This is a genomic window from Salinisphaera sp., from assembly GCF_035690525.1.
In the GTDB taxonomy this organism is placed as follows: Bacteria; Pseudomonadota; Gammaproteobacteria; order Nevskiales; family Salinisphaeraceae; genus Salinisphaera.
This window is the reverse complement of record NZ_DASSKM010000038.1, coordinates 1-25,773: the sequence shown is the minus strand read 5'-3', so window position 1 is coordinate 25,773 and position 25,773 is coordinate 1. Positions and strand designations below refer to the sequence as shown.

Annotated in this window: 30 protein-coding genes and 2 pseudogenes; 14 read left to right on the top strand and 18 right to left on the bottom strand. The window is 57.7% G+C overall.

Going from position 1 to position 25,773, the window contains the following annotated elements; all coding sequences use genetic code 11:
- Positions 1-77: 77 nt before the first annotated feature.
- Complete coding sequence (locus tag VFJ08_RS02800; protein ID WP_324994935.1) at positions 78-2,546, bottom strand: DNA translocase FtsK; 2,469 nt, start codon at positions 2,544-2,546, stop codon at positions 78-80.
- Positions 2,547-2,768: 222 nt separating this feature from the next.
- Between VFJ08_RS02800 and VFJ08_RS02795 the strand changes: the two genes are divergently transcribed.
- The 10 genes from VFJ08_RS02795 (at position 2,769) to VFJ08_RS02750 (ending at position 9,925) form a co-directional block, all read left to right on the top strand.
- Positions 2,769-3,104: a hypothetical protein gene (locus VFJ08_RS02795; RefSeq protein WP_324994933.1), complete on the top strand. Its 336-nt coding sequence runs from the start codon at positions 2,769-2,771 to the stop codon at positions 3,102-3,104.
- A gap of 76 nt (positions 3,105-3,180) precedes the next feature.
- Positions 3,181-4,323, top strand: coding sequence for a GNAT family N-acetyltransferase (locus VFJ08_RS02790; protein WP_324994931.1), 1,143 nt, complete (start codon positions 3,181-3,183; stop codon positions 4,321-4,323).
- On the top strand, positions 4,320-5,090 hold the full coding sequence (gene aat / locus VFJ08_RS02785; RefSeq protein ID WP_324994929.1) for a leucyl/phenylalanyl-tRNA--protein transferase: 771 nt from the start codon (positions 4,320-4,322) through the stop codon (positions 5,088-5,090). Before VFJ08_RS02790 ends, aat begins: the two co-directional genes overlap by 4 nt.
- Before the next feature lie 113 nt (positions 5,091-5,203).
- Entirely contained in the window at positions 5,204-5,422 is a 219-nt protein-coding gene (gene infA / locus VFJ08_RS02780; RefSeq protein WP_123590264.1) for a translation initiation factor IF-1, read from the top strand.
- A gap of 178 nt (positions 5,423-5,600) precedes the next feature.
- Positions 5,601-6,032 carry a pilin gene (locus VFJ08_RS02775; RefSeq protein WP_324994924.1) on the top strand — a complete coding sequence of 144 codons (432 nt, stop codon included), beginning with the start codon at positions 5,601-5,603 and terminating at the stop codon, positions 6,030-6,032.
- A gap of 89 nt (positions 6,033-6,121) precedes the next feature.
- A complete protein-coding gene (locus VFJ08_RS02770; protein WP_324994922.1) occupies positions 6,122-6,244 on the top strand; it encodes a hypothetical protein in 123 nt (40 codons plus the stop codon).
- Between the two features lie 21 nt (positions 6,245-6,265).
- On the top strand, positions 6,266-7,714 hold the full coding sequence (locus VFJ08_RS02765; RefSeq protein ID WP_324994920.1) for an O-antigen ligase family protein: 1,449 nt from the start codon (positions 6,266-6,268) through the stop codon (positions 7,712-7,714).
- A 237-nt stretch (positions 7,715-7,951) separates the two neighbouring features.
- Positions 7,952-8,656 (top strand): transposase, encoded by a 705-nt coding sequence (locus VFJ08_RS02760; protein ID WP_324994918.1) that lies wholly within the window; start codon positions 7,952-7,954, stop codon positions 8,654-8,656.
- A gap of 109 nt (positions 8,657-8,765) precedes the next feature.
- Positions 8,766-9,065: a transposase gene (locus VFJ08_RS02755; protein ID WP_324994915.1), complete on the top strand. Its 300-nt coding sequence runs from the start codon at positions 8,766-8,768 to the stop codon at positions 9,063-9,065.
- The gene (locus VFJ08_RS02750; protein WP_324994913.1) at positions 9,062-9,925 is read left to right on the top strand and encodes an IS3 family transposase; all 864 of its coding nucleotides are present in this window, start codon (positions 9,062-9,064) and stop codon (positions 9,923-9,925) included. The genes VFJ08_RS02755 and VFJ08_RS02750 overlap by 4 nt, the downstream gene beginning before the upstream one ends.
- A 76-nt stretch (positions 9,926-10,001) precedes the next feature.
- On the opposite strand, the gene VFJ08_RS02745 is transcribed toward VFJ08_RS02750, so the two are convergent.
- Positions 10,002-10,295: a DUF2442 domain-containing protein gene (locus tag VFJ08_RS02745; protein WP_324994911.1), complete on the bottom strand. Its 294-nt coding sequence runs from the start codon at positions 10,293-10,295 to the stop codon at positions 10,002-10,004.
- Positions 10,255-10,359 carry a hypothetical protein gene (locus VFJ08_RS15695; protein WP_349256940.1) on the bottom strand — a complete coding sequence of 35 codons (105 nt, stop codon included), beginning with the start codon at positions 10,357-10,359 and terminating at the stop codon, positions 10,255-10,257. The genes VFJ08_RS02745 and VFJ08_RS15695 overlap by 41 nt, the downstream gene beginning before the upstream one ends.
- Before the next feature lie 227 nt (positions 10,360-10,586).
- Between VFJ08_RS15695 and VFJ08_RS02740 the strand changes: the two genes are divergently transcribed.
- Positions 10,587-11,282, top strand: coding sequence for a hypothetical protein (locus tag VFJ08_RS02740; RefSeq protein ID WP_324994908.1), 696 nt, complete (start codon positions 10,587-10,589; stop codon positions 11,280-11,282).
- Between the two features lie 58 nt (positions 11,283-11,340).
- On the opposite strand, the gene VFJ08_RS02735 is transcribed toward VFJ08_RS02740, so the two are convergent.
- Positions 11,341-12,603, bottom strand: coding sequence for a nucleotide sugar dehydrogenase (locus tag VFJ08_RS02735; protein WP_324994906.1), 1,263 nt, complete (start codon positions 12,601-12,603; stop codon positions 11,341-11,343).
- 234 nt (positions 12,604-12,837) lie between these two features.
- On the opposite strand from VFJ08_RS02735, the gene VFJ08_RS02730 reads away from it, so the two are divergent.
- A complete protein-coding gene (locus tag VFJ08_RS02730) occupies positions 12,838-13,842 on the top strand; it encodes an NAD-dependent epimerase (RefSeq protein WP_324994904.1) in 1,005 nt (334 codons plus the stop codon).
- Between the two features lie 79 nt (positions 13,843-13,921).
- On the opposite strand, the gene VFJ08_RS02725 is transcribed toward VFJ08_RS02730, so the two are convergent.
- Entirely contained in the window at positions 13,922-14,215 is a 294-nt protein-coding gene (locus VFJ08_RS02725; protein ID WP_324994902.1) for a HigA family addiction module antitoxin, read from the bottom strand.
- Positions 14,215-14,493 (bottom strand): type II toxin-antitoxin system RelE/ParE family toxin, encoded by a 279-nt coding sequence (locus tag VFJ08_RS02720; protein ID WP_324994900.1) that lies wholly within the window; start codon positions 14,491-14,493, stop codon positions 14,215-14,217. Before VFJ08_RS02720 ends, VFJ08_RS02725 begins: the two co-directional genes overlap by 1 nt.
- Positions 14,494-14,737: 244 nt before the next feature.
- Here VFJ08_RS02720 and VFJ08_RS02715 point away from each other — a divergent pair, with 244 nt between their 5' ends.
- Both VFJ08_RS02715 and VFJ08_RS02710 read left to right on the top strand, forming a co-directional pair.
- A complete protein-coding gene (locus tag VFJ08_RS02715; protein WP_324994898.1) occupies positions 14,738-15,052 on the top strand; it encodes a nucleotidyltransferase domain-containing protein in 315 nt (104 codons plus the stop codon).
- Positions 15,049-15,529: pseudogene (locus VFJ08_RS02710) on the top strand (hypothetical protein). The gene VFJ08_RS02715 and the pseudogene VFJ08_RS02710 overlap by 4 nt, the downstream one beginning before the upstream one ends.
- Before the next feature lie 375 nt (positions 15,530-15,904).
- Here VFJ08_RS02710 and VFJ08_RS02705 read toward each other — a convergent pair.
- The 12 genes and pseudogenes from VFJ08_RS02705 to VFJ08_RS02655 form a co-directional block, all read right to left on the bottom strand.
- Positions 15,905-16,327 carry a type II toxin-antitoxin system VapC family toxin gene (locus VFJ08_RS02705; protein ID WP_349256939.1) on the bottom strand — a complete coding sequence of 141 codons (423 nt, stop codon included), beginning with the start codon at positions 16,325-16,327 and terminating at the stop codon, positions 15,905-15,907.
- Positions 16,327-16,578 (bottom strand): type II toxin-antitoxin system prevent-host-death family antitoxin, encoded by a 252-nt coding sequence (locus tag VFJ08_RS02700; protein ID WP_324994892.1) that lies wholly within the window; start codon positions 16,576-16,578, stop codon positions 16,327-16,329. The genes VFJ08_RS02705 and VFJ08_RS02700 overlap by 1 nt, the downstream gene beginning before the upstream one ends.
- A gap of 231 nt (positions 16,579-16,809) precedes the next feature.
- On the bottom strand, positions 16,810-17,085 hold the full coding sequence (locus VFJ08_RS02695) for a type II toxin-antitoxin system RelE/ParE family toxin (RefSeq protein ID WP_324994890.1): 276 nt from the start codon (positions 17,083-17,085) through the stop codon (positions 16,810-16,812).
- Entirely contained in the window at positions 17,085-17,354 is a 270-nt protein-coding gene (locus VFJ08_RS02690) for a ribbon-helix-helix domain-containing protein (RefSeq protein WP_324994888.1), read from the bottom strand. The genes VFJ08_RS02695 and VFJ08_RS02690 overlap by 1 nt, the downstream gene beginning before the upstream one ends.
- A gap of 432 nt (positions 17,355-17,786) precedes the next feature.
- A complete protein-coding gene (locus tag VFJ08_RS02685; protein ID WP_324994886.1) occupies positions 17,787-19,127 on the bottom strand; it encodes an undecaprenyl-phosphate glucose phosphotransferase in 1,341 nt (446 codons plus the stop codon).
- 179 nt (positions 19,128-19,306) lie between these two features.
- A complete protein-coding gene (locus VFJ08_RS15835; RefSeq protein ID WP_414707036.1) occupies positions 19,307-19,516 on the bottom strand; it encodes a transposase in 210 nt (69 codons plus the stop codon).
- Positions 19,428-20,810: an O-antigen ligase family protein gene (locus VFJ08_RS02680; RefSeq protein WP_324994884.1), complete on the bottom strand. Its 1,383-nt coding sequence runs from the start codon at positions 20,808-20,810 to the stop codon at positions 19,428-19,430. The genes VFJ08_RS15835 and VFJ08_RS02680 overlap by 89 nt, the downstream gene beginning before the upstream one ends.
- Entirely contained in the window at positions 20,803-21,375 is a 573-nt protein-coding gene (locus tag VFJ08_RS02675; RefSeq protein WP_324994882.1) for a glycoside hydrolase family 16 protein, read from the bottom strand. Before VFJ08_RS02675 ends, VFJ08_RS02680 begins: the two co-directional genes overlap by 8 nt.
- Before the next feature lie 188 nt (positions 21,376-21,563).
- Positions 21,564-22,661 carry a glycosyltransferase family 4 protein gene (locus tag VFJ08_RS02670; protein WP_324994880.1) on the bottom strand — a complete coding sequence of 366 codons (1,098 nt, stop codon included), beginning with the start codon at positions 22,659-22,661 and terminating at the stop codon, positions 21,564-21,566.
- 39 nt (positions 22,662-22,700) lie between these two features.
- Positions 22,701-23,636: a glycosyltransferase family 2 protein gene (locus VFJ08_RS02665; RefSeq protein ID WP_324994965.1), complete on the bottom strand. Its 936-nt coding sequence runs from the start codon at positions 23,634-23,636 to the stop codon at positions 22,701-22,703.
- A 41-nt stretch (positions 23,637-23,677) separates the two neighbouring features.
- Positions 23,678-24,778: a glycosyltransferase family 2 protein gene (locus VFJ08_RS02660; protein ID WP_324994878.1), complete on the bottom strand. Its 1,101-nt coding sequence runs from the start codon at positions 24,776-24,778 to the stop codon at positions 23,678-23,680.
- A 78-nt stretch (positions 24,779-24,856) separates the two neighbouring features.
- A pseudogene (locus tag VFJ08_RS02655) lies at positions 24,857-25,773 on the bottom strand (hypothetical protein); the annotation flags it as partial.

The following is a 25,773-nucleotide window of genomic DNA, read 5'->3' as shown; positions in this document are numbered from 1 at the left end:
GTTGAATGGCTATGATGCCGGGGAGCGTGGCGGCGGCGCCGTGAATCACTCCTGAACCTTACGGCGGGAGAGCACATTCAGTCGTCGTCCGGCGGCGCCGGCGCGAGCACCTCGCGGCCGCCGCTGCCCTCGGCCGGGCCGACGATGCTGGCGTTCTCCATTTGTTCGATCAAGCGCGCCGAGCGGTTGTAGCCCACCCTCAGACGCCGCTGGACATACGAGATCGAGGCCTTGCGCGACTTGAGCACGATGGCCACCGCCTGGTCGTAGAGCGGGTCCGCCTCGGCATCGTCCTCGGCGTCCGCGCCGCCCTCGGCTTCGCCGGCGCCGCCCTCGAGTATCTCCTCGATATAATCGGGCTGCCCGGTCTGCTTGAGATATTCGACCACCTTGTGCACCTCGTGGTCGTCCACGAAAGCGCCGTGCACGCGATTGGAAAACCCGGTGCCGGGCGGCAGATACAGCATGTCGCCGTGGCCGAGCAGGGACTCCGCGCCCTGCTGATCCAGAATCGTGCGCGAATCGATCTTGGAGGCCACCTGGAACGCGATACGGGTCGGAATATTGGCCTTGATCAGGCCGGTGATCACGTCCACCGACGGGCGCTGGGTCGCCAAAATCATGTGCAGCCCGGCCGCGCGCGCCTTCTGCGCGATGCGGGCGATGAGTTCCTCGACCTTTTTGCCGACCACCATCATCATGTCGGCCAGCTCGTCGACGATGATCACCACCGCCGGCAACGGTGCAAGCGTGGGCAGTTCCTCGCCGGCCTCCGCCGCCGCGTTCGACTGGGCGTTCTTCGCGATCGGGTCCGTGATCGGCCGGCCGGCCTCGATCGCTTTATTGACCTTGGCGTTGAAGCCGGCCATGTTGCGCACGCCAAGCGCGGCCATGAGCTTGTAGCGGCGTTCCATTTCGCCGACACACCAGCGCAGCGCGTTGGCCGCGTCCTTCATGTCCGTGACCACCGGCGCCAGCAGATGCGGAATCCCCTCGTAGACCGACAGTTCGAGCATCTTCGGATCGATCATGATCAGGCGGACCTCTTCGGCCGTCGCCTTGTGCAGGATCGAGAGGATCATCGCGTTCACCGCGACCGACTTGCCCGAACCAGTCGTACCCGCGACCAGCATATGCGGCATCTTGGCCAGATCGGCGGTCACGGGCTTGCCGCCGATGTCCTTGCCGAGCGCCAGCGTGAGCGGCGAGGCCGCGCCGGCATAACGGGTCGAATCCAGGATTTCGCGTAGCGCCACGATTTCTCGATCGGCGTTGGGAATTTCCAGACCCACCACCGACTTGCCGGGGATCACCTCGACCACGCGCACGCTGGTGGTCGACATCGCGCGCGCCAAATCCTTTGCCAGATTGGATATCTGGTTCACCTTCACGCCCGGCGCCGGGTCGATCTCGAAGCGCGTGACCACCGGGCCGGGCTCGACCGCGACCACCTTGGCCTGGACGTTAAAGTCCGCCAGATGCTGTTCGAGCTGCTCCGACATACGGATCAGCACGGCCTCGTCCTGGTCGCCTTTAGGTTCCCGCGCCGGGTCCAGCAGCGCGATCGGCGGAATCGGGCTGTCGCGCGCCGGGTCGTAGATCGGCACATCCACCCGCGCCTCATCCATCGGCAGATCGAGCTGGGTGGCCTTCTTCTTGCCGTTTTTGCCTTTTTTCTTCGGTTTGTCGAACGCGACCGGGGCCGCCGCCGGCGCGGCCGGCGTATCGGTATCCAGGGTCGGCGCCTTGCGCGGTTTTTTCTTGGGTCTGGATTTCGGCGGCGCGGCCGCGCGTTGAGCGGCGCGCTCGGCGCGATCCGCGCGCCAGGCGCCGAATCGGCCGACCATTGACACCGCCGTATTGACGGCGCCGCCGAGGATGAAATGGCCGATACGTTCGGCCACGGCCAGCCACGAAAAGCCGAGCCCCATGGACAGCGTGATCACGAACACCGTGGTCAGGGCCCAGGCCGCGCCGATCATCTTGATGACGCCGGCCAGCGGCCGCGCGGCCGCCGCCCCGACGATGCCGCCGCTGCCCTGCGGCAAGCCGCTCGAGACGATGCCGCCGAGCATCAGCCAGGCCAATCCGCAGGCTGAGATTAGACATAACAGCAACGAGCCGGCGCGGATGCCCTTCGACATCAACTCGCCGCTAGGCCGGTGGCGGTCGACGAAGATCAGCCAGCCGCCGTAAAGCACCATAAACGGGCAGATAAAGCCGAGATAACCGAACAGGCTCAAGAGCACGTCGGCAAACCATGCGCCCGGTACGCCGAGCAGATTGTGCACCGCGGTGCCGTTGCCGTTATCCGACCAGCCGGGATCGGCCGGATTGTAGGAGATCAGCGCGGCGAGCAGGAACAACGTGATCGCCATGGCGATGAACAGCGCGGCCTCGCGCAGCAGGCGGCCCAGCCGTTGCCGATAAGCGCTCGGCGCCTCGGCGATATCGTTGGCCGCGGCGCGGCTGCTCGTTCGGGGGCCGGCCTTGGCCGCCTTGGACGAAGCATTTCCCTTGCTTTGCTTGGTCGCTGCTTTAGTCACTGATCTGGTCACCGAACTGGCCACTGATATGGCCGCTGCTCTGGCCGTTACCGGTTCGCGCCGGCAATCGCGGCGCAGACGATGGGTTGTGGTTAAGCCGCCCTCATGCCCATAGTGTAACGCAAGGCTCTATGATGGCTGTTGTGTTCGTCGCGCCAGACGGTTGAATTAAGGCTGTTTGCGCCAATATCGACGAGATACGAGGCCAATATGAGGTAGACGATGTCGGTCCGCCATTTCCTGCTTACCGAAGACGGCGCGATGGAAGAATTCACCGAAGACGAGGCGTCGGCGGTCGCCGAAGGCAAGCAGGATCTGCCGCGCTTTGCCGACCAGCAGTTGCGTTATGTCCAGGTCGCCTTCGACGACCAGGCCAACGACGAGGGCGAAATCCAGGTTAAAACGCTCGGCGCGATCGTGAAGTTCGACGATTCCGGGCGGCTGACCGAGGCCGATCGCGCCCACGACGCGCAGGACGAACTCAACGAGTTTGAACACGACGCCTGCGTTCAGTTCGCGCTACGCGAGACCCTGCCGCAGAGCTACGCGCTGAATTGAACGCTCGTGGATTCGCGCACCGGTGCCGGGCGACGCGCATCCCGTGCCCGGCGGCCAATCCGTAGCCCACGCGACCATGGCGGAACTGACCCAGATCGAAAGCATTCTCCAAGTCGACGCCGAGGAGTGGAACGCGCTCTGCGGCACCGACCAGCCGTTCGTCCAGCACGGTTTTCTGGCCGCGCTCGAAGCCAGCGGCAGCGTGTCCCCGCATATCGGCTGGCAGCCGGCGCACGCCTTGCTGCGCACGGATGACGGCGCGTTGGTCGGCGCCGCGCCAATGTATTTGAAAGATCATTCCTTCGGCGAATTCGTATTCGATTTCGCCTGGGCCAACGCTTACAGCCAAGTCGGCCTGGACTACTACCCCAAGCTCGTCAACGCGGTGCCGTTCACGCCGGTCGCCGGCCCGCGCCTGCTGGCGCGCGACGATGCGACGCGCCGCGCGTTCACCGCCGCGCTGGCCACGCTGCCCGAGCGCATGGGCATATCGTCGCTGCACACGCTGTTCGGCGACGACGTTTCGACCGCCGCCATGCTCGGCGCGGACGCGCATGCCCGGCGCGGTTGCCAGTACCGCTGGTTCAACCGTGACTACAGAGATTTCGAAGACTTTCTAAACGCGCTGTCGTCCAAGCGGCGCAAGGAAATCCGCCGCGAGCGGCGGCGCATGCGCGAGGCCGGCGTCGAGATCGTGGTGCGGCACCCGGCCGAAATTTCGCACGCCCTGTGGCAGACCTTGTATGCCTTTTACGGCCGCACCTACGCCATTCGCGGCCAGGACCCGTACCTCACGCCCGAATTCTTCTCGGAACTGACGTCGCGGCTGGGCGACCAAGTCTTGTTCTTCATCGCCTACCACGAACATACGCCCGTTGGCATGGCTTTCATGATGCGCAGCCGGGACACGCTCTACGGCCGGCATTGGGGCTGCAAAACCGACTATCACAGCCTGCATTTCGAAACCTGCTACTACGCCGGCATCGAATACTGCATCGACAACGGCCTGGCCTGCTTCGACGCCGGCGCCCAGGGCGAACACAAGATCCGGCGCGGTTTCGAACCGGTCGCGACCTGGTCGACCCATATCATCGCCGACCCCCGGCTCGACCACGCGATCGGCGATTTCGTCGAACGCGAGGCCGAGATGATGGCGGCATTTCAGACCGAACAGCGCGAACGCTGCAACTTCGCGACAACGCCGGAAACCTGCTCGTGAGCGCCGTCCGGCTCTATTGGCTCGACCCGAACCAGCCCGACGGCGCCTTTCCGGACCCGAATCTGGCGCTCAAGGAGCCTAACGGATTGCTCGCCATGGGCGGCGATCTCTCGCCCGAACGACTGCTGCGTGCCTACGCACTCGGCATCTTTCCCTGGTACAACCCGGAAGAGTCGATCCTCTGGTGGTCGCCCGACCCACGCACGGTATTCGAAACAGATGGCGTACACGTCTCGCGCCGCTTCCAGCGCACGCTCGCGCGCAATGACTACGCCGTCTCACTCGATCGCGATTTTCCCGGCGTTATCCGCAAGTGCGCCGCCCTTCGCGTACACCGCGAAGGCACATGGCTCGGCCCCGAAATGCGCGCAGCCTACCAACGGCTGCATCAACTCGGGCACGCGCACTCGGTCGAAGTCTGGCGCGCCGGACGGCTGATCGGCGGGCTCTACGGCGTGGCGCGCGGCCGTGTTTTTTTCGGCGAATCCATGTTCAGCAGCCAAACCGACGCCAGCAAGATCGCGCTGATCTGGCTGGCCCGCCAGCTCCGGGCCTGGAACTATCGATACCTGGACGGGCAGGTCGGTTCGCCGCATCTTTATCGCATGGGGGCGATCGATCTTCCGCGGGCACAGTTTCTGGATGCCATCCGGGAGCCCGCACCGTCCGCCACGCCGGAATCGGCTTGGTCTTTCACCATCGATGCGCCCCGGAACCGAGCGCATCTTGAAAAAAGCCGGCGAACCAATACATCGAAGACCGACTAATTCATACTCGCGATCATTGCGCATGGGCGTGACGCCGACAGCGCGATTGAACCGCGCGCGCGCATGACAGATAATCCGGCGTCGAATCGCGTCGAGCAAGAGATCAGGAGCTAATGGCGAAAGAAGAGCATATCGAAATGGAAGGCACGGTCGTCGAAACCCTGCCCAACACCACCTTCCGCGTGAAACTGGAAAACGGCCACATCGTGACCGCGCATATCTCCGGCAAAATGCGTAAGCACTATATCCGTATCCTGCGCGGCGATTCCGTCACCGTGCAAATCACGCCCTACGACCTCAGCAAGGGCCGAATCACCTATCGCGGCCGCTAGCCTCGGCGCCAAAGTGACGCGATGCGTCACTTACCGACGCGCGCTCTACGTATTACCCCTAGCATTAACGCCAACTTTCTGATTGTATTGCGCTTACCAACTGGCACAAATCGTGCTGCGCTACCTATGCGTCCGATCGACGCGACTACTTTCAGCACATTTTAAGGGGGAACCCGTAATGCAGAAGCAACAGGGCTTCACATTGATCGAACTGATGATCGTGGTCGCGATCATCGGTATTCTGGCGGCGATCGCGATTCCGCAGTATCAGAATTACACGACTCGAGCTAAGGTGTCTGAAGGACTGAGCTTAGCAAGCAGCGCTAAAACCGCCGTCTCCGAAACCTATCAGTCTCAAGGTAGCTTCCCGACAAGCAACTCCGCTGCGGGGCTTGATGCCGCTGATACGATCGTGGGCAATAGTGTCGACTCAGTTACAGTCGGCGCCAACGGTGTGATTACCGTTGCTTATGACGCAACGGCTTTAGGCGTTAGTGGCAGTCCATCGCTTGTGTTAACACCTGATGCCGGTGCAGGCTCGATTACTTGGGCGTGTTCGTCTACTACTCTCGATAATAAGTACCTACCAAGCAACTGCAGAAGCAGTTAAAGGGTCTAGCTAAAGGCCAAATAGCTAAAGAGGTCAGACACATTTAAGCTCTATTTGATATTAAGCCCTTCGTCCCGAAGGGCTTTTTTATGAGCAAAAAGGCCCCAAAAGCAGAAGCATTAACCGTTAAACCGCCGATTCTTGCCAGCCAGATGCCGGTAAACACGCTTCATGCCTCGCCTGCCCACTTCGATCTGCGCGACGGACCATAGCGCCCTGTCCAACGCGATACAATGACGCTCAAGTATAATATCGATCGCAGTTGGACGCCGCCGACCATATGGCCCCTCTGGCTGACCGGGTTGGCGCTGCTTGCCACACTCAGTGGGTTCGATTCGCGTCGGTTGATGCTGACGGCGCTGCTGTTCTTGATCGGAATGTGGGCAATAGCCCGCCGGCGCGAATTGCCCGTGAGCGCGGCTGGCCTTGCCGCTCTGTTGGCGATCGCCGCCCTTGGACTGTTTTCGGGCGCGCAAAGCGCATCGCTCCAATGGTCATCGCTCGAAGTGGCCTATACGTTCATGCTGGCCGTTGCGGCAATAGCTCTCGCCCATGAACTAAGCCGGGCGCTTGCCCTAACCCCCGCTGCGGTCGCTCACGCGATCACGATCTCGATCGCCCTGTGTTGCTTTTCGGCCGCCGTTGCCATCTATTCGTCGCCAATCAGCGGCATGCCTTTGCAAGCAACACTGCTTACCGCGAATTTCGGCAATATCCGCTTTTTCAATCAATATCAGACCTGGACGCTGCCGTTCCTGGCCGCCGCCTTGATCATGGGATCGCCACTCGCCGGCGCTCGCGATACATTCTGGCAAGCGTTCGTCTTTACGATCGCGGCGTTCTTCTGGGCGTTGCTCTGGCACAGCGGAGGGCGAGGCACCGGATATGCCACGCTGATCGCGACCGCGTTCGTCGCCGTTTTATTCGGAGCCGATGGCCGAAAGCACGCCAAGTGGATGCTGGCATGCGCAGCCGCAGGCTTTGTGGTCAGCCTGGCGATGTTCAGCTCCGGCAGCGCGATGAGCGCACATATGGCGGCCATCGATCTGAACGGCCGGGCGTACCTCTGGCTTATCGCATGGCGACATATTCTGGCTGCGCCCTGGTTCGGCATCGGCCCCATGCAGTATGCGGCAATCGATACCGGGCTGGCATCCCACCCGCATGACGCGATATTGCAGTGGACCGTGGAATGGGGCGTGCCGGCCGCTGTTCTTTTTGTTGCCGGCATTCTGTATTTAGGCCTCTCCTGGCTCCGCGTCGCAAGAGAACTTGTGAGCGGGGAACACGGCGCCCTTCACCCGGCCTTGGTCGTCGCAACCACGGCCTCTCTAATTGCGGGCGGTATCCATGCTTTGGTAAGCGGCGTGATCGATATGCCCGCGAGTCAGTTTCTGCTCGTGACGATAGCGGCGCTGGCCGGGGGCATTGCCCTCGCCCGTCGTTCGGCCAATAAGCCTCGCCGGGGATGGATAGCCAATATGGCGCTGCTCGGCCCGATGATACTGCTGGCTTCCGTCTATATAAGCATTTTCACCGCGCGCGACTATTACGACCGCCTTAACGAGCCGGCGCCCACGAACTTTGTTCATTCACGCAATACGTATCAGCCGCGCTACTGGTTGGATGGCACATTGACAGGCCTCGTGAAAGCCCCCGCTTCAACCAATGAGCTACGCTAAACACCGATGAAAGAAGTGGCTCAACGAAGAAGCGCTTGCGCTTTGCGTCGCACCTCACTCGCGGAAACAAGCTGAACGATCCCGTCGTCCAGTTCTTAAGCCCGCTTCTCCGCCTCATCCAACCAAGCATCCCTGATTTCCGTCTCGGAGAGGACATCTAGACTTAAAAGCAACTTCCTAAAGGGGTCAGACACATTTATCAGCTACACTGGCTTTTTTAACTCTCGGATCACAGCCATGCCGCGCTTGCCCCGCTTCCATCTGATCGGTGTACCGCAGCATGTCGTTCAACGCGGCAATAATCGGCAAGCCTGCTTCTTCGATCCCGACGATTACCGGTTTTATCTCGACCGCCTGCAAAACGCCGCTGCGGCCGCCGGCGTTGACGTACATGCGTATGTGCTGATGACCAACCACGTCCACCTGTTGGTTACGCCGCAGCGTGACAGCGCGGTGTCGAAGATGATGCAGTCGATTGGCCGGAGCTACGTGCAATATGTTAATCGCCGCCAGCAACGCACCGGCACCCTCTGGGAAGGACGCTACAAAGCCAGCCCGGTCGAATCCGAACGCTATCTGCTGACCTGCTATCGCTACATCGAGCTCAACCCGGTACGGGCCCGGAATATGGCGAACCACCCCGCCGACTACCCTTGGTCAAGTTATCACGCGAATGCGCATGGCGACGGCGGGCACTGGCTGACGCCCCATCCGTTGTATCAGCGCCTGGGCAGTACAAATCAGGCGCGCCAGAAAGCCTATTGCGACTTGTTCGCTGAGGCTCCGAGCGCCGAAACAATGCGCGAGATTCGGCGGAGCACGCAACAGGGCGTGGTGCTCGGAAGCGAACGATTCCGGAAAGAAATCGAGCAGGCAACGGACGTGCGTGCGACGCCGCGAAAGCGCGGCCGGCCGAAGCAGCGGGTGAGCCCGCAGCGATAATCGTGTCTGACCTGACCCCTTTTACGGACCCCTTTTACGCTATGTCTGAACTGGTCCCGGTTTAACGGACACTCAGAAAGGGACTACGCTGTCCCGGAGGAGTTGTCCTATGACCCGCAAGCCATACAAGCGCTATACCAAGGAATTCAAATTAGAGGCGCTGCGTCTAGCCGAGCAATCGGAAAAGCCGGTCACCGCTGTTGCCCGTGAACTTGGATTACGGGTCAATCAAATTTACAAGTGGAAGCAACAGCTGGAAAGCAATGGATCTGACGCCTTTCCCGGTAAAGGCTGGCAGGCGGGCCTGGAAGCAGAGAACGCCCGTCTTCGCCAAGAACTTGAATGCAGCCGCGAAGAGAATCAGATTTTAAAAAAAGCCGCCGCGTACTTTGCGAAGGAATCGCTGTGAAGTACGCCTTCATCAAGCAGCATCGGGGCCGGTTCAAGGTGCGGCGTATGTGTCGGGCCTTGGGCGTTTCACACAGTGGATATTATGCGTTTGTTCGTCGACCGCCGAGCGTGCGGGCGTTGCGGGATCAGGCGTTGCTACCCCGCATCAAGACGAGCTTTATCGATAGCCGTCATACCTATGGCGCACGGCGTGTTCGCCTGGATCTGGTGGAGCAAGGCGAGTGCATCGGTCGACACACTGTGGGTCGGCTGATGAGGCATCTGGCACTGGAGCCCAAGACGGTCAGGCGATTTCGCGTGACCATGGACTCACGCAAAACCATCGCCGCTCCGAATCGGCTGGCTCAGCAATTCGAGGCCCAACGACCGGATCAGCGATGGGTATCCGATATCACGTTCATTCCCACCCGCGCCGGTTGGCTGTACTTGTCGGTGTTCATCGATCTGTACTCGCGTGCGGTCGTCGGTTGGTCGATGAACAAACGGATGACGCGACGACTGGTTATTGATGGGCTACAAATGGCTCTGGCTCAGCGCCAACCCCGCAACCTCGAGCTCATTCACTCCGATCAGAGATCGCAATATACCTGCGCTGAATATCTGGCTTTGCTGGAGGAATGCAGCGCCAAGCCGAGCATGTCGCGCAAGGGATGCTGCTGGGATAATGCCGTGGCGGAAAGCTTCTTTCATACGCTCAAAAACGAGCTGATACATGGCGAGGACTATCGAACGCGCGAGCAAGCGCGCAGCAGTATCTTTGAATACATAGAGCCGTTTTATAATCGCAAGCGACGGCATACTGCCGCCAACGGCCAATCACCCATGAACTACGAACGAAACTATCAAAGTAACCCTTAACCCACCGTCCGTTTTCTGGGACCAGTTCAGTCCGACCCCTTTTACGCCTTTTACGAACGCCCAAGTTGCCACTCCGCTAAGAGCAGTCAACTGCAGCGTCCTGATGGGCGATTTTGCTTAGCAGCGGGAAGCGTTCAGGGTGATCGATAGACTCGACCGCCAGATCAATATCGAGCCGAGGCCAGTAAAGATGATTCTCACTCGGCAGTTCGACGGCGTAGACGTTTTCAACCGTAGCACTTCGGAACCACGGGAAGCTCTCGAACGACAAGAACTTTTCTTCTCCACGAATCAACATCCAGAGACCGAATGGCGTGATGTTTGTGACCTCAGCTTCCGAAGTGGGTATTCCAAGCTTCGCGGATTTCATCTTCGTGCTCCTTAACCATCGCCAGCGCTGTGTTCACCTGATGTGTGGGCAGGCCGACGCTCATAGCCAGTTCGATCTCGGGCTCCAACTAGAATTTCGCCTCTCCATCAGCCGCTTGAACGTGTACGTGCATCCTCGTTTCTTCGCGTGAAAAGAAGTAAAAGCGAAATGGGCCTTCGCGGAGCACTGTGGGGCTCATGGGCCTGATGATACGCCACCTAAACGATTCGCCCAACGCGACCATGTGATGGGGCCGCCGGCGCAAATCGCGTCCAACCTTATCGGTTGTTATTGAAAACCGGCGTGATTTCGACGACGATACGCTTTAGTCGCCTGCTCACGCGCCGCGCCATGAGATCGCGCACCGCTTCCATTTACTTGGCTGCCGCAACCGCCGTCGGCGCTGCGGGTGCTTGTGGTTATGCGCTTTGGCCAAACGGGCGGGAAGCGACGGTGGTCGCGGACTCGCCGGCGCAAAGCCCTTGGTTCGGTGCGGCCGAGGCTCCGTTGATTCGGCTGTTACCGACACCGTCGGCTCGCGATCTCGAACTGAAGTGGTCGCCGATGGGCGGCCTGATTCCAAACAAGCAGCCGCACTCGTACACGAACGTCACCATTACCCGCGCCCGGGTACCGCCACCGCTCAATCTCGAACTGCCGGCGGCTATTCCTCGTGACACGGACCTTTTAAGCGGCCGGCATGCGCTGGGTTCCGGCATGAGTACCGATCCGCCGGCCGCTGCGGACTCACTGGCGCTCACGCCGAATCCGGCGATCCTCGACCACGGCCGCCACGCCGGGCTTGTCGAGGGTTCGCACTTGTTCAATCGCAGCAACGGGTTGCGTGGCTTCATGGCGCAGAATTGGCTGAGCGAGAACGTCGGCCTGCAGGGCGGGCTGGCGATAAAGGAAGAGCGTCTTCGTCAAGAGGGCAGCAATCTTCGCGACAACATGGCGATCGGCATGGGTGTTCTGCTCGCGTTTTGACCGCGGGTCGCCGAAGCACGGCGCGCAGAAGCCACGGTGGCGGCGCACCTTGCCTGGCTTAAAGCCGCCCATCCGTCTCGGCAGCGGAAAACGCGTATTTGACATCGTACACGACGTGTGTCGGCTTGCAGTAACTCCGCACTTTTTCGATGCCGGCCTGCCGGAAGTCGCGATGGGCGACCGCCACGATCACGGCATCGTAAATCCCCGCCTCGGGCGTTTCGACCGGCGAAAAGCCGTACTCATGCGACACTTTCACCGGATCGGCCCACGGGTCGTACACGTCCACCGCGACGTTCATGGCCTGGAGTTCGTGAACGATATCGACCACGCGCGTGTTGCGAATGTCGGGGCAATTCTCCTTGAATGTCAGCCCCATCACCAGAATGCGCGCGCCATTGACTTGAATGCCCCGGCGCAGCATCAATCGTATGGCTTCCTGCGATATGTATCGGCCCATACTGTCGTTGATACGCCGCCCGGCCAATATCATTTCGGGATGATGACCGGCAGCCTGGGCCTTGTAGGTCAGGTAGTAGGGATCGACACCAATGCAGTGCCCTCCGACTAGCCCGGGCTTGAACGGCAGGAAGTTCCACTTGGTACCGGCGGCTTCGAGAACATCCTGCGTGTCGATATCCAGCCGCGCAAAAATCTGGGATAGCTCGTTGACAAGCGCGATATTGATATCGCGCTGTACGTTTTCGATCACCTTCGCGGCCTCGGCCACTTTGATCGACGGCGCACGATGCACGCCGGCCGGCACGATCTGGCCGTAGAGCGCGACCAGCCGATCGGCCGTTGCATCGGTCGAACCCGAGACCACCTTAACAATGTGGGCCAGACCATGCGCGGTGTCGCCCGGGTTGGCGCGCTCCGGGCTGTAGCCGAGGAAAAAATCCTCGTTGTAGGTCAGTCCAGAGCCGGCGGCGAGTATCGGCACGCACTGTTCTTCCGTCGCGCCCGGATACACGGTCGACTCGTAGACCACGATATCGCCAGACGATAGATAGGGGGCGAGCGTGCGCGAGGCTAACTCGAGCGGCCGGAAATCCGGCACCTTGGCATCGGTCACCGGCGTGGGAACCGACACGATATAAATGTTCGCGCCGGCCAGATCGCCCGGATCGGCGGAGAATGCGAGGTTATCCGAGCCTTCGAGGCTCTCGCGCGAGACTTCACGCGTGAAATCATAGCCTTCGCGAAGTTGCCCGATACGCTCTGCGTCGATATCGAAGCCGACGGTCGGATAATGCCGCCCGAATGCCACGGCGAGTGGCAGCCCGACATAGCCCAGTCCCAGAACCGCAACTCGGTCCATATCCGACCTGCTCTGATTCGACATCATCACCTCATCATCTGCGGCCGCCAAGCGCTTGGAACCCACTGGCGGAGTTTGAAGGCATCAGATTATATCGAATCACGCCAGACCGTAGGCATCATCAATCCCATCATGGCAATAGAAATCGGCCCAACCGCAGCAGCGTTGTTCGGCGGTGGCTCAACAACCGGTATAATCCGCGTCGCTTCGATTATCGACCGACTGGACTATGTCATGAGCATTCTCGTCACCGGCAGCGCCGGTTTCATCGGTTCTCACGTCGCGCAGCGGCTACTCGATCGCGGCGAAACGGTCGTCGGTGTCGATAATTTCGATCCGTACTACGACGTGCAACTCAAACGGGCACGCGTTGCCATGCTCGAAAAACATCCGGCATTCCAGCAGATCGAACTGGATATCGCGGATCGCGAGGCGATGCCAAAACTATTCGCCGACCACGGGTTCGAACGCGTGGTCCACCTGGCCGCGCAGGCCGGCGTTCGTCATTCCATCGATCATCCGCACGATTACATCGACGCCAACGTGACCGGCACGCTCAACATTCTCGAAGGCTGCCGCCACAACGGCGTTGCGCATCTGGTCTACGCCTCGACCAGTTCCGTCTACGGCGCCTCCACCGACATGCCCTTCGCGCCCAGCGGCGACGCCGATCACCCGCTGGCCATCTACGCCGCCTCGAAACGTGCCACCGAACTGATGGCGCATTCCTATTCGCATCTCTACGGCGTACCCACAACCGGACTGCGATTTTTTACTGTCTACGGCCCTTGGGGCCGGCCGGACATGGCGCTGTTTCTGTTTACGAAAAAAATGCTGGCCGGCGAGCCTATTCCGGTATTCAACCACGGCAAACACCGCCGGGACTTTACCTTCGTGGAAGACATCGCGGAAGGAATCGCGCGGATTCTGTACCAGACCGCCACTCCGGACGACAACTGGAACAGCGACGCGCCGCGCCCCGACAGCAGCCCGGCCCCGTGGCGAATCTACAACATCGGCAACGGCAACCCCGTGCCGCTGATGGATTACATCAAACGGCTCGAGGAATGCCTGGGCGTAACGGCGGAAAAAGAGATGCTACCCATGCAGGCCGGCGATATCGAAGCGACCCACGCCAGCGTGGACGGCCTTTTCGAAGCGGTTGGATATCGTCCGGAAACCACGGTCGACGAAGGCGTGAAGCAATTCGTCGACTGGTACCGAAGCTATTATGGTTGAGGATTACTCCGCCGCGCGCAGGCCACGGAGAGAACTCGGATCGCCAGCGCTTTGGGCGATCAACTGCAGCGCCTCATTATTATGCGACGTCAAACTCGATTTTTTCGACGCCATCAAGATTTATAGTGCGCTTTGCTTGCGATAGCTCATAGCTATCTTGCATCGCCAGCCAGCTTTCGGCAGAACGGCCTAACGTTTTGGATAAACGAAGCGCCATTTCAGAACTGACACCGCTACTACCTTTAAGTAAGCGGTTGAGAGTAGAAGGCGCTACGCCCAGCTTTTTGGCCAGCGTTCGTCCCGTGATATTAAAAGGTTCCATATAAACCTCTCGAATGAACTCGCCAGGGTGCGGCGGGTTGTGCATAGTCATTAGTGATAATCCTCGTAGTCCAAAACGAAGGCATTACCCTCTTGAAACTCGAACGTGACACGCCAGTTGCCATTAACCCAAATCGACCATCGTCCTTCATTCGAGCCCTTCAACAAATGCAACTTGAAACCAGGAATATCCATATCTTCAATAGCGGTCGCTGTATCCAAGGCAATCAGTTGCATTCGTAATCGCTTGGCGTGCTCAGGCTGGATTCCGGCCTTTGATCCCGATTCAAAGTACCTCTTGAGCCCTTTGTGGCGAAACGACTTGATCACAACATAATCATACCGCGTTGCGCATCACGCAATGAAATATAACACATGATCGAGATCCGGATGCGCCTGCTCTTTACTTTGCTTGACCACTGTCCTGGCGCTCGCGGCCACGGCGATGACAGGAATTGAGTATACTGTCCCCGCCACGATTACCCCGCGTCTGCGTCTAGTCGAAGACGTGGGCAACTGCCATACTGCTTCCCTGATAAAAACGATCCGGTACGCGCCAGTCTAGGGGGCGGGCGTGGAAATTGGCATGCGGATATCCAGCGAACAGACGACCGTCATCCGGCGCATCATTGCCGAAGAGAGCGCGCAACGGGCGGTCCAGGTATATCTGTTCGGATCACGGCTGGATGATCACCGGCGGGGAGGAGACCTCGACCTGCTGGTCCAGCTCGAGAACCCGGTGGCCAACCCTGCATGGCTTGCAGCTCGATTGGAAGCCCGCATCAGCCGGTACCTTGAAGGTCGCGAAGTCGACGTTTTGCTTTCCGCGCCCAATCTTCGGCGCGCCCGCATTCACCAAATCGCCGAGCGCGACGGGGTGCTTTTATGACACGAGACCCTGCGGCCAGGCAACGGCTACAATTTCTCGTGCGTGTCGTGCAGCGCGAAAGCGAACATCTTGCGATGACGGATCGTCGGCTGCACAGCCAACCGTTTACTTCGACGCGCGATGGCCTTGCAAGACAACCCAGACGAAGCGGAACGCGTGGAAGCCTTTGTAGGACGATTCGGACGACTTCAGGACACACTCGGCGATAAACTATTACCTGCTTATCTAAGCGCCGAAGGTGAATCGCCCGGTACCGCCCTGGACCGCCTGGATCGAGCAGAGCAACTGGGCCTGTTGCCATCAGCCGATGAGTGGCTTGCCATGCGCAAATTGCGTAACCAGATGGTCCACGAATATATTGAAGACTCGAACATCCTGGCGGACGCGCTCAATAGCGGTCACAGATTCGTGCCTACCCTGCTTGAAGTCACCCAGACGTTAACTCAGGCGATCCGCCGGCGTGGTTGGTTGCAGTAGTTTCGAGGGTGTGGTGAGGTCTCGTACTGTCCGTATTACAGCGCGATATCAGGGCCTGTACCAACCCCTTGGCCCGGCACTGAGTTAGCGTAGACTGGATTAGCCGCAGGCGTAATCCGACAGAACGAACCCACCCACGTGGCTCGGCGAAGGATCACAACGCATCGCCCCTCAAGCTCGCTCTGGGCAATGTCGGCTTACGGCCTTTGGCCTAAGCCGATCTACAAGAGCCAGCCGCGCCGCTTAACCCCAATCAGTTACCATTGCATTGGTCAAGCGTCGACTGGCCCGTCCCGACTAAGTTGCCGAGCCGCCCGATGCTCACGCGCCTACAAAAATACAAAGGTAGACCCTCTCCCTTCGCACAACCACGCACTACAACTTGTCGACGCCAGCACTTTCGGCTGCATGATGCAAAACGGCGTCCAACGTGGCGAGCGGCACGCCTTCTCGCAGCGACAATTCCAGATACGCCGCGTCATAGGCAGACAAGGCGTAGCGGCGCGCGAGCTCAAGCGTGGTACCGAGCGCGTACTCTGATGTATCGCTATCCACAGCAATCGCGAGCGCATCGAGCGACCGCAAGAACTCAGTGCTGCGAGCGTTGACCAACAAATTTTTGGCTTCGGCGCACGAAATAACGTTGGCCACCTCCAGCGGCCAGATCGACGGGGCAATCGCCCGTGCGTTCGGGCGGCCAAGCACGTCCAAAACGTAATCCGCATAGGCTCGATCGGCATCGCTCCCATCCGCGAAAAGCCAACGCATGGCGACCGAGTTGTCCAACACGAACCGCACTAATCACGGCCTTCGTCAATCAGCGCCTTGATATCCAAACCGGTCGCCGGGGATTGTCTGCGCATGAACGCCCGCATCCGGCGCGCCGCTTCCGGCCTTGTATCCTGCCCGACGGTGCCATACGGTACCAGCTCAGCGACCGGGCGGCCCCGTTGCGTGATCGTAAATCGCTCTCCCGCCTGTACTTTGCGCAGGTACGCGGCCAGCCGCGTCTTGGTCTCGTAAGCGCCGATATCAGTTGACTTGTTCATGATCAGCCCTCGGTTCCGTTTAGACTAGTCTACAAACTGGTCTTGTCGGAAACAAGATATTCTGCGCATCTGCTGATGCCCGCATCAGATTGTGCCCGGTGCCGGCGGATCAAGCCGGCCGCCGAGCGCTCGACCAGCCGTGTAGACGGCGGTCAGCAGATCTACTCATCTGACAGGCTGGGCTTGGGGCAACTCACGAGACAGAAGAAATCGTAAGCCAAGGGCGTCGCGCTACCGATCCTCGCGTGTGTGCCAGAGACGCAGGACGTAGATGGTGTCGTTCACGATCTCATAGCGCATCTCGTACTGTCGGACCAAAATCCGCCGGATCTCACGTGGTTCGAACTGAAACAGTTGTTCGCCGAGGTAGGGGTTGGTCAATAAGATCGTCGGTGCCTTGGTCAACGCCTGCACCGCCCGCGCAGCGGCTGGCTTGTTCACTGGCGCCAGGAATTCGTATAAACGCGCCAAGTCGGAAAGTGCCTTGCGGGTCCATTTCAACTCCATCAGCGGGGTATCGGCAGCGGCTCATCTGTGCTCAGGCTGTCAGCCCATGCTTGGACGGACGGGTGGTCGATGACACAGCCAGTGTCCACGTCGGTCAACGCCTCATGTGTGAGCTGGTCGCGCTCCTCCTCTTGGGCGATCCAGGCCGAGAGTGCCTGTTTCATGATCCAGCCTCGCGAGCGTTCAAGCCGATCGGCTAGCTGGTCTACCTTCTCGGCCATCGGAATAGGAACGTGGGCGGTCAAGACTCGAGTTTCGGCTTTTGCCATCATCAATCTCCTCTCACAATCAGCAAGTGGTCATTCGGCGAATACGGCCAGCACAAGCACCGGAAAGCTCCGTCGCGCCCCGCAATCAGAAGTTTAATCATAGTGATTATAAATGAATCAAAACGTGAGATCGAGCTTAACCTCAACCGGATGTCAGGTACCAGTGGCCGTAGTCGGATTAGCCTTCGGCGTCATCCGATGGATCGGAGCCCGCAGACCATACTCGCCCACGGGTATGCCGGGTTGCTGACGTATCAGGTTATCGGCTTACGGCCCCTTCTGGCTCAAACCAACCTACGCGAGTTCGTCAGACTGCAAGGGGAACACCCGGAAAGCTCCGCCGAAAAGAGATACTGTCGTTTGTACGGGCAGTATTTTAGGCAATGCACGCTGATGGTCCGGCCGTTCTAAGCCGTCGACGATTGGCCCCGCCTAATACGCGTTTTTGTGTACGAATCCCTTGAAAATCGTCAGGAAGATGATCTTAAGGTCGAACCAGAGCGACCAGTGCTCGATGTAATACAGATCGTGCTCGACGCGTTTTTTCAGATCGGTTGAGCCGCGCCAGCCGTTGACCTGGGCCCAGCCGGTGATGCCGGCCTTGACCATGTGTTTCTGCATGTAGCCCGGTATGTCTTCCTTGAACTGCTCAACAAACACCGGGCGTTCGGGCCTGGGGCCGACGATCGACATGTCGCCGCAGAGCACGTTAATGAACTGAGGCAGCTCATCGAGACTTGTGCGGCGAAGAAAACCGCCGAACGGCGTCGAGCGTTTCTCACCGCACTTGGCCCACACCGCACCGCTCTTCGATTCCACGCCAACAGGCATCGACCGGAACTTCAGAATTGTGAACAAGCGCCCGTTCCAGCCCATGCGCTTCTGACGAAAGAATATCGGGCCGGGCGAACTCATCTTCACGCCGATCGCAAGCAAAAGCAGCAACGGGCTGATCAGCGTGAGAATCACACTCGCGAGAACGCGATCCTCGATCGCCTTGACCACGCGGCTAATCCCCTGCATCGGCGAGACATTCAAATTGAGCATCGGCAGGCCGAGGATTTCCGCCACAGGTTGCTGAATCAGGCGCATACCGTGCAGATTCGGCACGAGACGCATCGTGATCGTGCTATGCCGGAAGTCCCACAGCACCCGATCGATCATCGCCTGCTGATCCAGCGGCAGACACAGCCAAATTTCGTCGGCGCCGAACCGCCGCGCCAACCGTTCGGTACGGCTCTTGTACTCGACCACCCTGACGCGCCCGATCCGGCGGCAACCGTCGTGATCGATCATCGCCGCGGCGACGACTTCCCACCCCGTCGACGGCGTCGCTTCGATGCGATCAAACACGGCGCCAGCCAACGAGCCGTTCCCGATGATAAGGATACGGCGATGGTTCCAACCACGCGCGCGCAGCTCGCGCAGGATCGCGAACGTCAGCACGCGGCCGAGCACGAGTAACGCCCAAGCACAACATACCCAGGCGAAAACCCAGAGCCGCGAGTAGTTTTCGCTTTCCTTGAGCGCAAAGCCGATGAGGATTACCCCCAGCGTGACGGCAATCCAACCCACAGTCACCGCGCGAGCCTGATCCACCGGATTGCGACCGCGCCAGGAATCGTAAAGTCCAAGCGACGGAAACAGGCCCAGAGTCAGAAGGACCGCAACGATTACCGGGCCGCGGTAATGCGCACCCAGGCCAAGCCCATCAAACCGCCAGAAATAAGCAAGGTAGGCCCCCACGCTGATCATGACCAGATCAACGAGCACGTATAGCCCTACCGAGATGCTGCTATGGTTTCTGAGTATGCCGCGTTTGAACATGCGTGGTCTTGGTCTCTCGAACGGCGCAACTCTACACCCTTCGGCTGCCCGCGCGTACAATCAACCGTAGATAAATCGATGGCATCACGTTCGGCGATGCACACGACTCAGTGCGGCTGTCTCGATCACGGCATTGAATTTGTCGGCCGAATTCCAGCCTTCCGGGTCAGCGGGCTTGATCCGGCAACAAACGGCCAGCCGCGCGCCTGCTTGCGCCACTGATACAACGTGGCTGCCGAGATGCCCTCAGCTTGAGCGAGTTCGGCCACCGTTTGGTTCGTCGGCGGCAGCAGTTTCTTCAGCACCGCTTCTCGCCGTTCGTCTGAATATCGCATCGAAACCTCGCTTATGCCCCTCTGGAATTCTAGCAACAGGCGGGGCCCCAGCTAGGCTGACAGTGGGGGAGCATGAAAAGGTGGACAACTTTGTTGACAAATACCGTGGTCGACTTGCCATCAATCCGAGCGTCATCCAGAAAACTACGCCAACACTCAGATTGTTTTGCAGCAAACTTACTTCGAAGGCTTCATATGCAAGAACGCCGAGAAAAAATGAGCAAGCCGTGCGCTCGTGCCAAGCATCCGCAGCATGCGCACGAATCTCTCGCCACAGTGCGACAAAAAGTGTTGCAAGCGCCGCACATCCAAGTATTCCCGCCTGCAGATATACTTGTAAGTATAAATCGTGAGCAGACCACGATTTATATATGCCCTGCATTTTCATGACTGTAGAAGCCAGCGCATCCGCGCCAAGGCCGAGCCATATCGAATGAGATCTTACCGCTTCGATAATGGCAGGCCAAATCAATTGCCGTCCGCTGTAGAGATTCTGCCCTGTTAAACTTTGAACGCGGCCCTTCATAAGGGCTAGGTTGGCTAGCGTGCCAAGATTAATGTAAATTAATATAAACGCGCCGATAAAAAAAAACAGCCCCAAAAGCAATATTACTTTTGGCCGAATGAACCATAGCCTAAACCCTAGTACTGTAACGAAAAGCGCCAATATAGACCCACGAGACCCAGATGCGATCAAGCATGTCAGTGAGGCGACTAGGGCCGCAGTGGCAAGAGCCGAACTATCGCCGTGCAACTTTTTTTCGCGTCGAATCAGGTAATTGAGCAAGACAAGCGCCAGAAGCATAGCACCTAGACTGTTTTTAATGCTGGTCCAGATTGAGCCCGGCCCACTGTTCCCCAACCCCCACGCGTAGTAGATCAGCGCCGCAACAATCGGCGTAAACAGTACTAGCGTCAACGTTGGCAGGAACGAGCTTAAACTACGGCTATATAACTTGGCATTCTCTTGCGCATTCAAAAAAAAGCCCACGGCAAGAAAAACTTGAAGCATTGTCTTCAAGGAGCCGATATTGAGAGCGTGCGCGTAGGCAGAACTGATAATGTAAGCGAATACGAGCATCAGGGCCGCGACGAATACAAGCAGATGCGAACGGTCTATCCGTCCGGTTTGTGAACGCGTGTACACATAAAAAATAAATGAGCCCACCAGTAGCAAGCCGGCCGGCACGTTCACTACCGCGCCGTAAGGAACTAACACCGAGTAAACCAAAGGCAGGGCCAGAGTCAGTAACGCGAGAATAGACCCTGACAAACCAGATCCTTCGCTATTCATTGCCCGTTTCTTTCACTTTGACGGAAATGAGCTTGGCAAAGCCTAGCGAGCGCGGACTAGGCCAATGATATTGCAAATGGGCGGGCGTACCCACATTAAAAATAATGTACTCTTTATGTCCCTGAAAAGATTGGCCCGTTTGCCACTGCAGTTCGCCATCGACATAGAACTTGTACCCAAACTCGCCGAACTCGGCCTTGTAGTTGTGATATTGGCAAGCGTGGACTTTCGATGTGGGCGAGCCGGTGTGCTGGTGCATCTCACCATATCCACCAGAGTGGATGTTGTGAGCCACCTCAGCGGGCGCGAGCGGCATGCGGCTCGTGTATATTTCCGCTATATCGATTTCTCTCCCCGCCCCGATTTTGCCATGACTCGCTTTGTTTGCCGGAGACTGCAACCAAATTGCAGTACGTAACGGCGCTTTGAAGCAGGCTTTGATTCTTGCTAACACCACTCCCGACGCCATAGCGAACGAACCGATTGTGGAGACCGCTGCGGTACGAATCACGTGGCCGTCGTAGTATGCGTGAATCACTATACTTTCCGGCTGGATTTTGAGCATCTCAGGATCGTTATAGCCGCCCTGCCGCGGTCCTGGTTTTCTAATGGACCAATCGCCGACGAAACTGCTACCGCCGCTTCCCCAGGCTTTCGACCAAGACGCAGCGGCCCAAGCGGGGGACGAGATTGCGACCAGAAGGAGCACAGTCAAGATGGCGTTACTCAGCGTATTGATTTGTTGCGCCCTCACTAGTCCTCCACAATGCCGTCTGTTAGAAACTTCGGGCGATCGCTTGCATCGAGTATAGGCGCAACGTGCCTATCCCAAGAAAAGTGCTCGGCAGCAAAAAGCGCAGCATGACGGCCTATCTCCCGCCGCAAACTAGCATCTTCATACAAACGCAATAGCGCATCGGCAGCGTGCCCCGGATCATCGCCGTCAACCACAAAGCCTAGCCTCTGGCTGAGATACTCCGGCGGCGCGCCGTCCAAACCGCTGATCACAGCCAGGCCGCTCGCCATAGCGTCCGCGATAGAAATACAGAACGTCTCAAGTGCCGAATGCGGGTGAATAAATATATCCGCGTTTTGATACAGGGTCACCAAGCTTTCGCCTCGCACGTGCCCGACAAACTCTACGTTTGTGGCCACATCCAGATCGAGTGCATGTCTCTCGCAAGGCTTGCGTTCACTACCTTCTCCTGCAATGATCAAGCGCCCACGCCCACCTTTTTCGAGGAATTTTGCAAATGCCTTGATGGCCGCTTGCGGGTTTTTCCCCCGAATCAGACGTGCTGCGAATAGAATAGTGAGTGTTTTCGACGCCTCACGGTTCGCGCTCAAGCGCTTATTACCCAGCTGTAACGCCCAAGCGCTTACGCCGTTCCAGCGATACAACGCTTTATACGCATAACGCGGCGGAACGCATTCAGTCATCGAAAAACGGCTGACAGATAATATAAGTTCAGCGCGATCAAGCACGCGATACATCAACCATTTAAAAACCGGCTGCCGAGTTGCCACCACTTCTCGCCCGTGCACGGTAAGAAAATAACGCCAGCCTGCCGTTGCCACGGCCGCGCCGACCCGCCATGTCGTGACGTGAACCGTGCTCTTACGCAGGTAGGGGCTGCGTCGAAGTCGACGGAGGACGCGTAGCATCCGCACCGCTACCAGAGTCTGGCTACCCACACCGACATTAATCACGCAAACGCCATCTTCCCAAGCCAGACCTCGTGGCCCGGTGCGTGAGGTGACTACGCAACACCTTAAACCTCGGCGCTTGTAGGCTTGCGCAATCTCATAAGCATAAGTTTGCACGCCGCCGAGATCAGGCGGGAAACCCATGCTGGCTACTAACATTATAGGGCGACGATTAGCCATGGCCTACAGCAAACCAATCCGCTGACGCAGGCGGGTGCGAAGAGCGAGTAAAGCGGCCGAAGCGGCACTCGGATAACGCAGCGTAATCAAAAAAGCGGACGAGTAGCGTCGCTCACGTATCGCTTTTCTCACCTGCAAGGCATGCGGCCAACCGCCAAGGTGACGGATCTGTCGGCGCATGAGCCGCATCGCACGCGGTGAAGAGGTTCCGCGCAGTTGATCCAATAGTTTACTCGATTGCGTCACGAGCGCCTTCATATCGGGTTCTGTCCGCGAATATAGCGACTTCGTACCAGTGGCGCTTCCAGTTCTCTGCGTGTAAATATAATAGGCGTCGCGGGCCAGTACACCCCGTGCGCCGCAAGCAAACATTCGTACGTAAAAGTCAAAATCCTCGCCATAGCGAAGTGTCGCGTCATAACGAAGCGCTAACCTATTGATGAACTCGCGAGAAATGAACGGCTTAAGCCAGCCGAAAATAAAACAGCCACCCGAAACGTTATTTCTCAATAACAGTTCAACGTCGAACGGCACTTCTCGAGGTCTCATGGAAAAACCCTTTCGCACAATAGATTGCGCCCCCGGATCAAACAGCCATTGATTATCCGCAACAATATCGACACTCCGCCGTCGGGCTATCGCTATCAAACGTTTCGCCCGCTTCGGTAACCAAGCATCATCCGCGTCAAGCAAGCCGACCCATTCGCCGCGCGCGGCCTCGATTCCGGTGTTTCGGGCAGCCGCAGGCCCCATGTTGACAGCGTGCTCCACTAGCTTGACACGCCCATTCTGAGCACATATCTCACGCACAAGCTCGTTGGTACCATCACGTGAGCCGTCGTCAACCACAATAACTTCAAAATTCACGCTATCCTGCGCAAGCACGCTATTAATAGCACGCCTTAGCGTAGCTCGGCAGTTATACGCCGGAATTACCACGCTAAGAGCCAAGTGCTCCACATTACCCTTACACAAGTCAGTCAACGCGTCGAACCCGCACTCTTAATAAAGCCCTGATGCCGAGATCCACGAAGAAGGCCATGTATAAACCCCGCGGCGTGGCTGACATGCATCAGCGGAACAGCAAGAAACATACCCAAAGCCGCCATCGGTCCATGGGATCGGCAACGGGTCAGCGCGATAACGCCTATCGTCGTTGAGTACAACGCAGCCAGATAAAGTGATGCAATCGGCCAAACTGCCAGCAGAGTGAACATGAACAGAAAGAATAAAACTGGAATTTGTGACCGAATATTAGGAACTTTACCGTGTTTACGAAAAACTTGCCCCTTAACATAAGCGTATTGGTAAATCATTCGCCGTAACTTACGGAAAGAAGAGCGGGTAAAATAAGTAAATGAGGGGCCTGGAATCAACGCAACCTTCAAGCCTTTTGTTATAACCCGTAGGTTATGTTCGTAGTCTTGACCGCGTATAAAAGTAGGATCGAACATTCCGACATCGTGAAAGATCTGTCGCCGCCACGCACCAAAGAGCAGTGTATCCACTTCGCGAGTGCGGGTCACTACACCAGACGCGCGATGTGAAACCCCGACACCAATACGACTCGACATCGCGAGTGGAATTCCACCTTGCAAGGCAGTACGCGTATACGTTTCCGTAACGTAACGAAGACCCACGTTACCGTAAATCGCTTCCTTGTCGCGCTCATAAAACGCAAGCAAGGTTGCAAAGTACGCAACAGGGTAAATTGAATGCGCATCGCATCGAACAATATAGCGCCCACGCGCAACGCCAATGCCCATATTCAATGCGTGAACCTGATATCTTTTCTTGTTCTTCAAAACCTTTAAATTATAATTATTTTGCTCATACCGTCTCACGATAGGTGCGGTGCCATCAGTGGACATCCCGTCAATCACCAAGACTTCGGCGTTGATATTTTTCAGCCCTTCTAGAACCGAGTCAAGACAGCTTTCAATGTAATCTTCTTCATTGAATGTCGGAATTACAACCGAAAGCACGGGCTCAAGCGCACTCTCCGCGCTGTAATTTCCAAACCCAATGTGGGCCCGACTATCGGCAAAACTAGCGTTCCGTGAATTTTCTAATGTATTCATCAAAACAGTTCTCAGAATTATTACGGGGCAGCGATGTACCGACGACTTCTAACGAGTGCGTTAAACAAATCCGATCGCTCAAGACCTCGGACCGTCGAGAATATCTCCCAATGCGGAGACAATTCTTTCGCGGCCGGACCGCGAAAACGTATCAAGGGACCGGGTACACAAAAATTTAATACCTTTGTCAGTGCGCATGGCGTCCAATTTACGTAATAAATGCATCTCGTCGCGCGGATCGAAATATGCCCAGTCGTGCCGTAGCTGTAAGGGCGCACCACGCAACACGGCAAGATTAGAAATATAAGCAATAGGTGCGATCTGCGACGTTACTCGAAATCGATAACTTAGGGCGTCGCGGAGCGCTTCTGCATCAGGGTATAAACACTCTAATTCCCGCGTTATAACGCTCTGCGGAGTATGTGCTATGTCAAGATAAAATGGCACGAAAAAAGGCCAGGGGCCTTTTTTCACCCAACTACGCCAGCCGTTATAACCCTTAGGCAGCCAACGGCGTGCCAACCTTGCAGATACCCGGTCGAGAACATAATTTTTAAAAGCAAACCGCGCGCGTACGACCGGCTTCCCCTTGCGGAAAAAATCATCGCTCGTCGTTTTTTTTACAATAAAACAATCGTCGTTAAAGTAGACAAAAGACTTCGACAAGCCGGGAATGTTGAATAACATCGTTTCAATCGATTGGGAGTTAAATGTAGGCAGACAATCGAGATGGTCTTTAAATATTTCTGCATGGTCCACTACGGTTATATCCAACTCACGTTGCTTGTGCAGCGTAAGCCAACTCGGCCGCTGGTTGTCCGTAACTAAAAATATTTTGTTGATCCAAGGTGCGTTTTTTCTGATGAGATGGACGCAATACCACAACTCTCCGTTGTCGGAAAAACGAGCGAAACCAGTACTCCACTCGGTGATCTGCGGTCCATAACTTTGTTTCGCCAGTTTATCTCTCTTTTCTTTGTGTAAAGGATCGCATC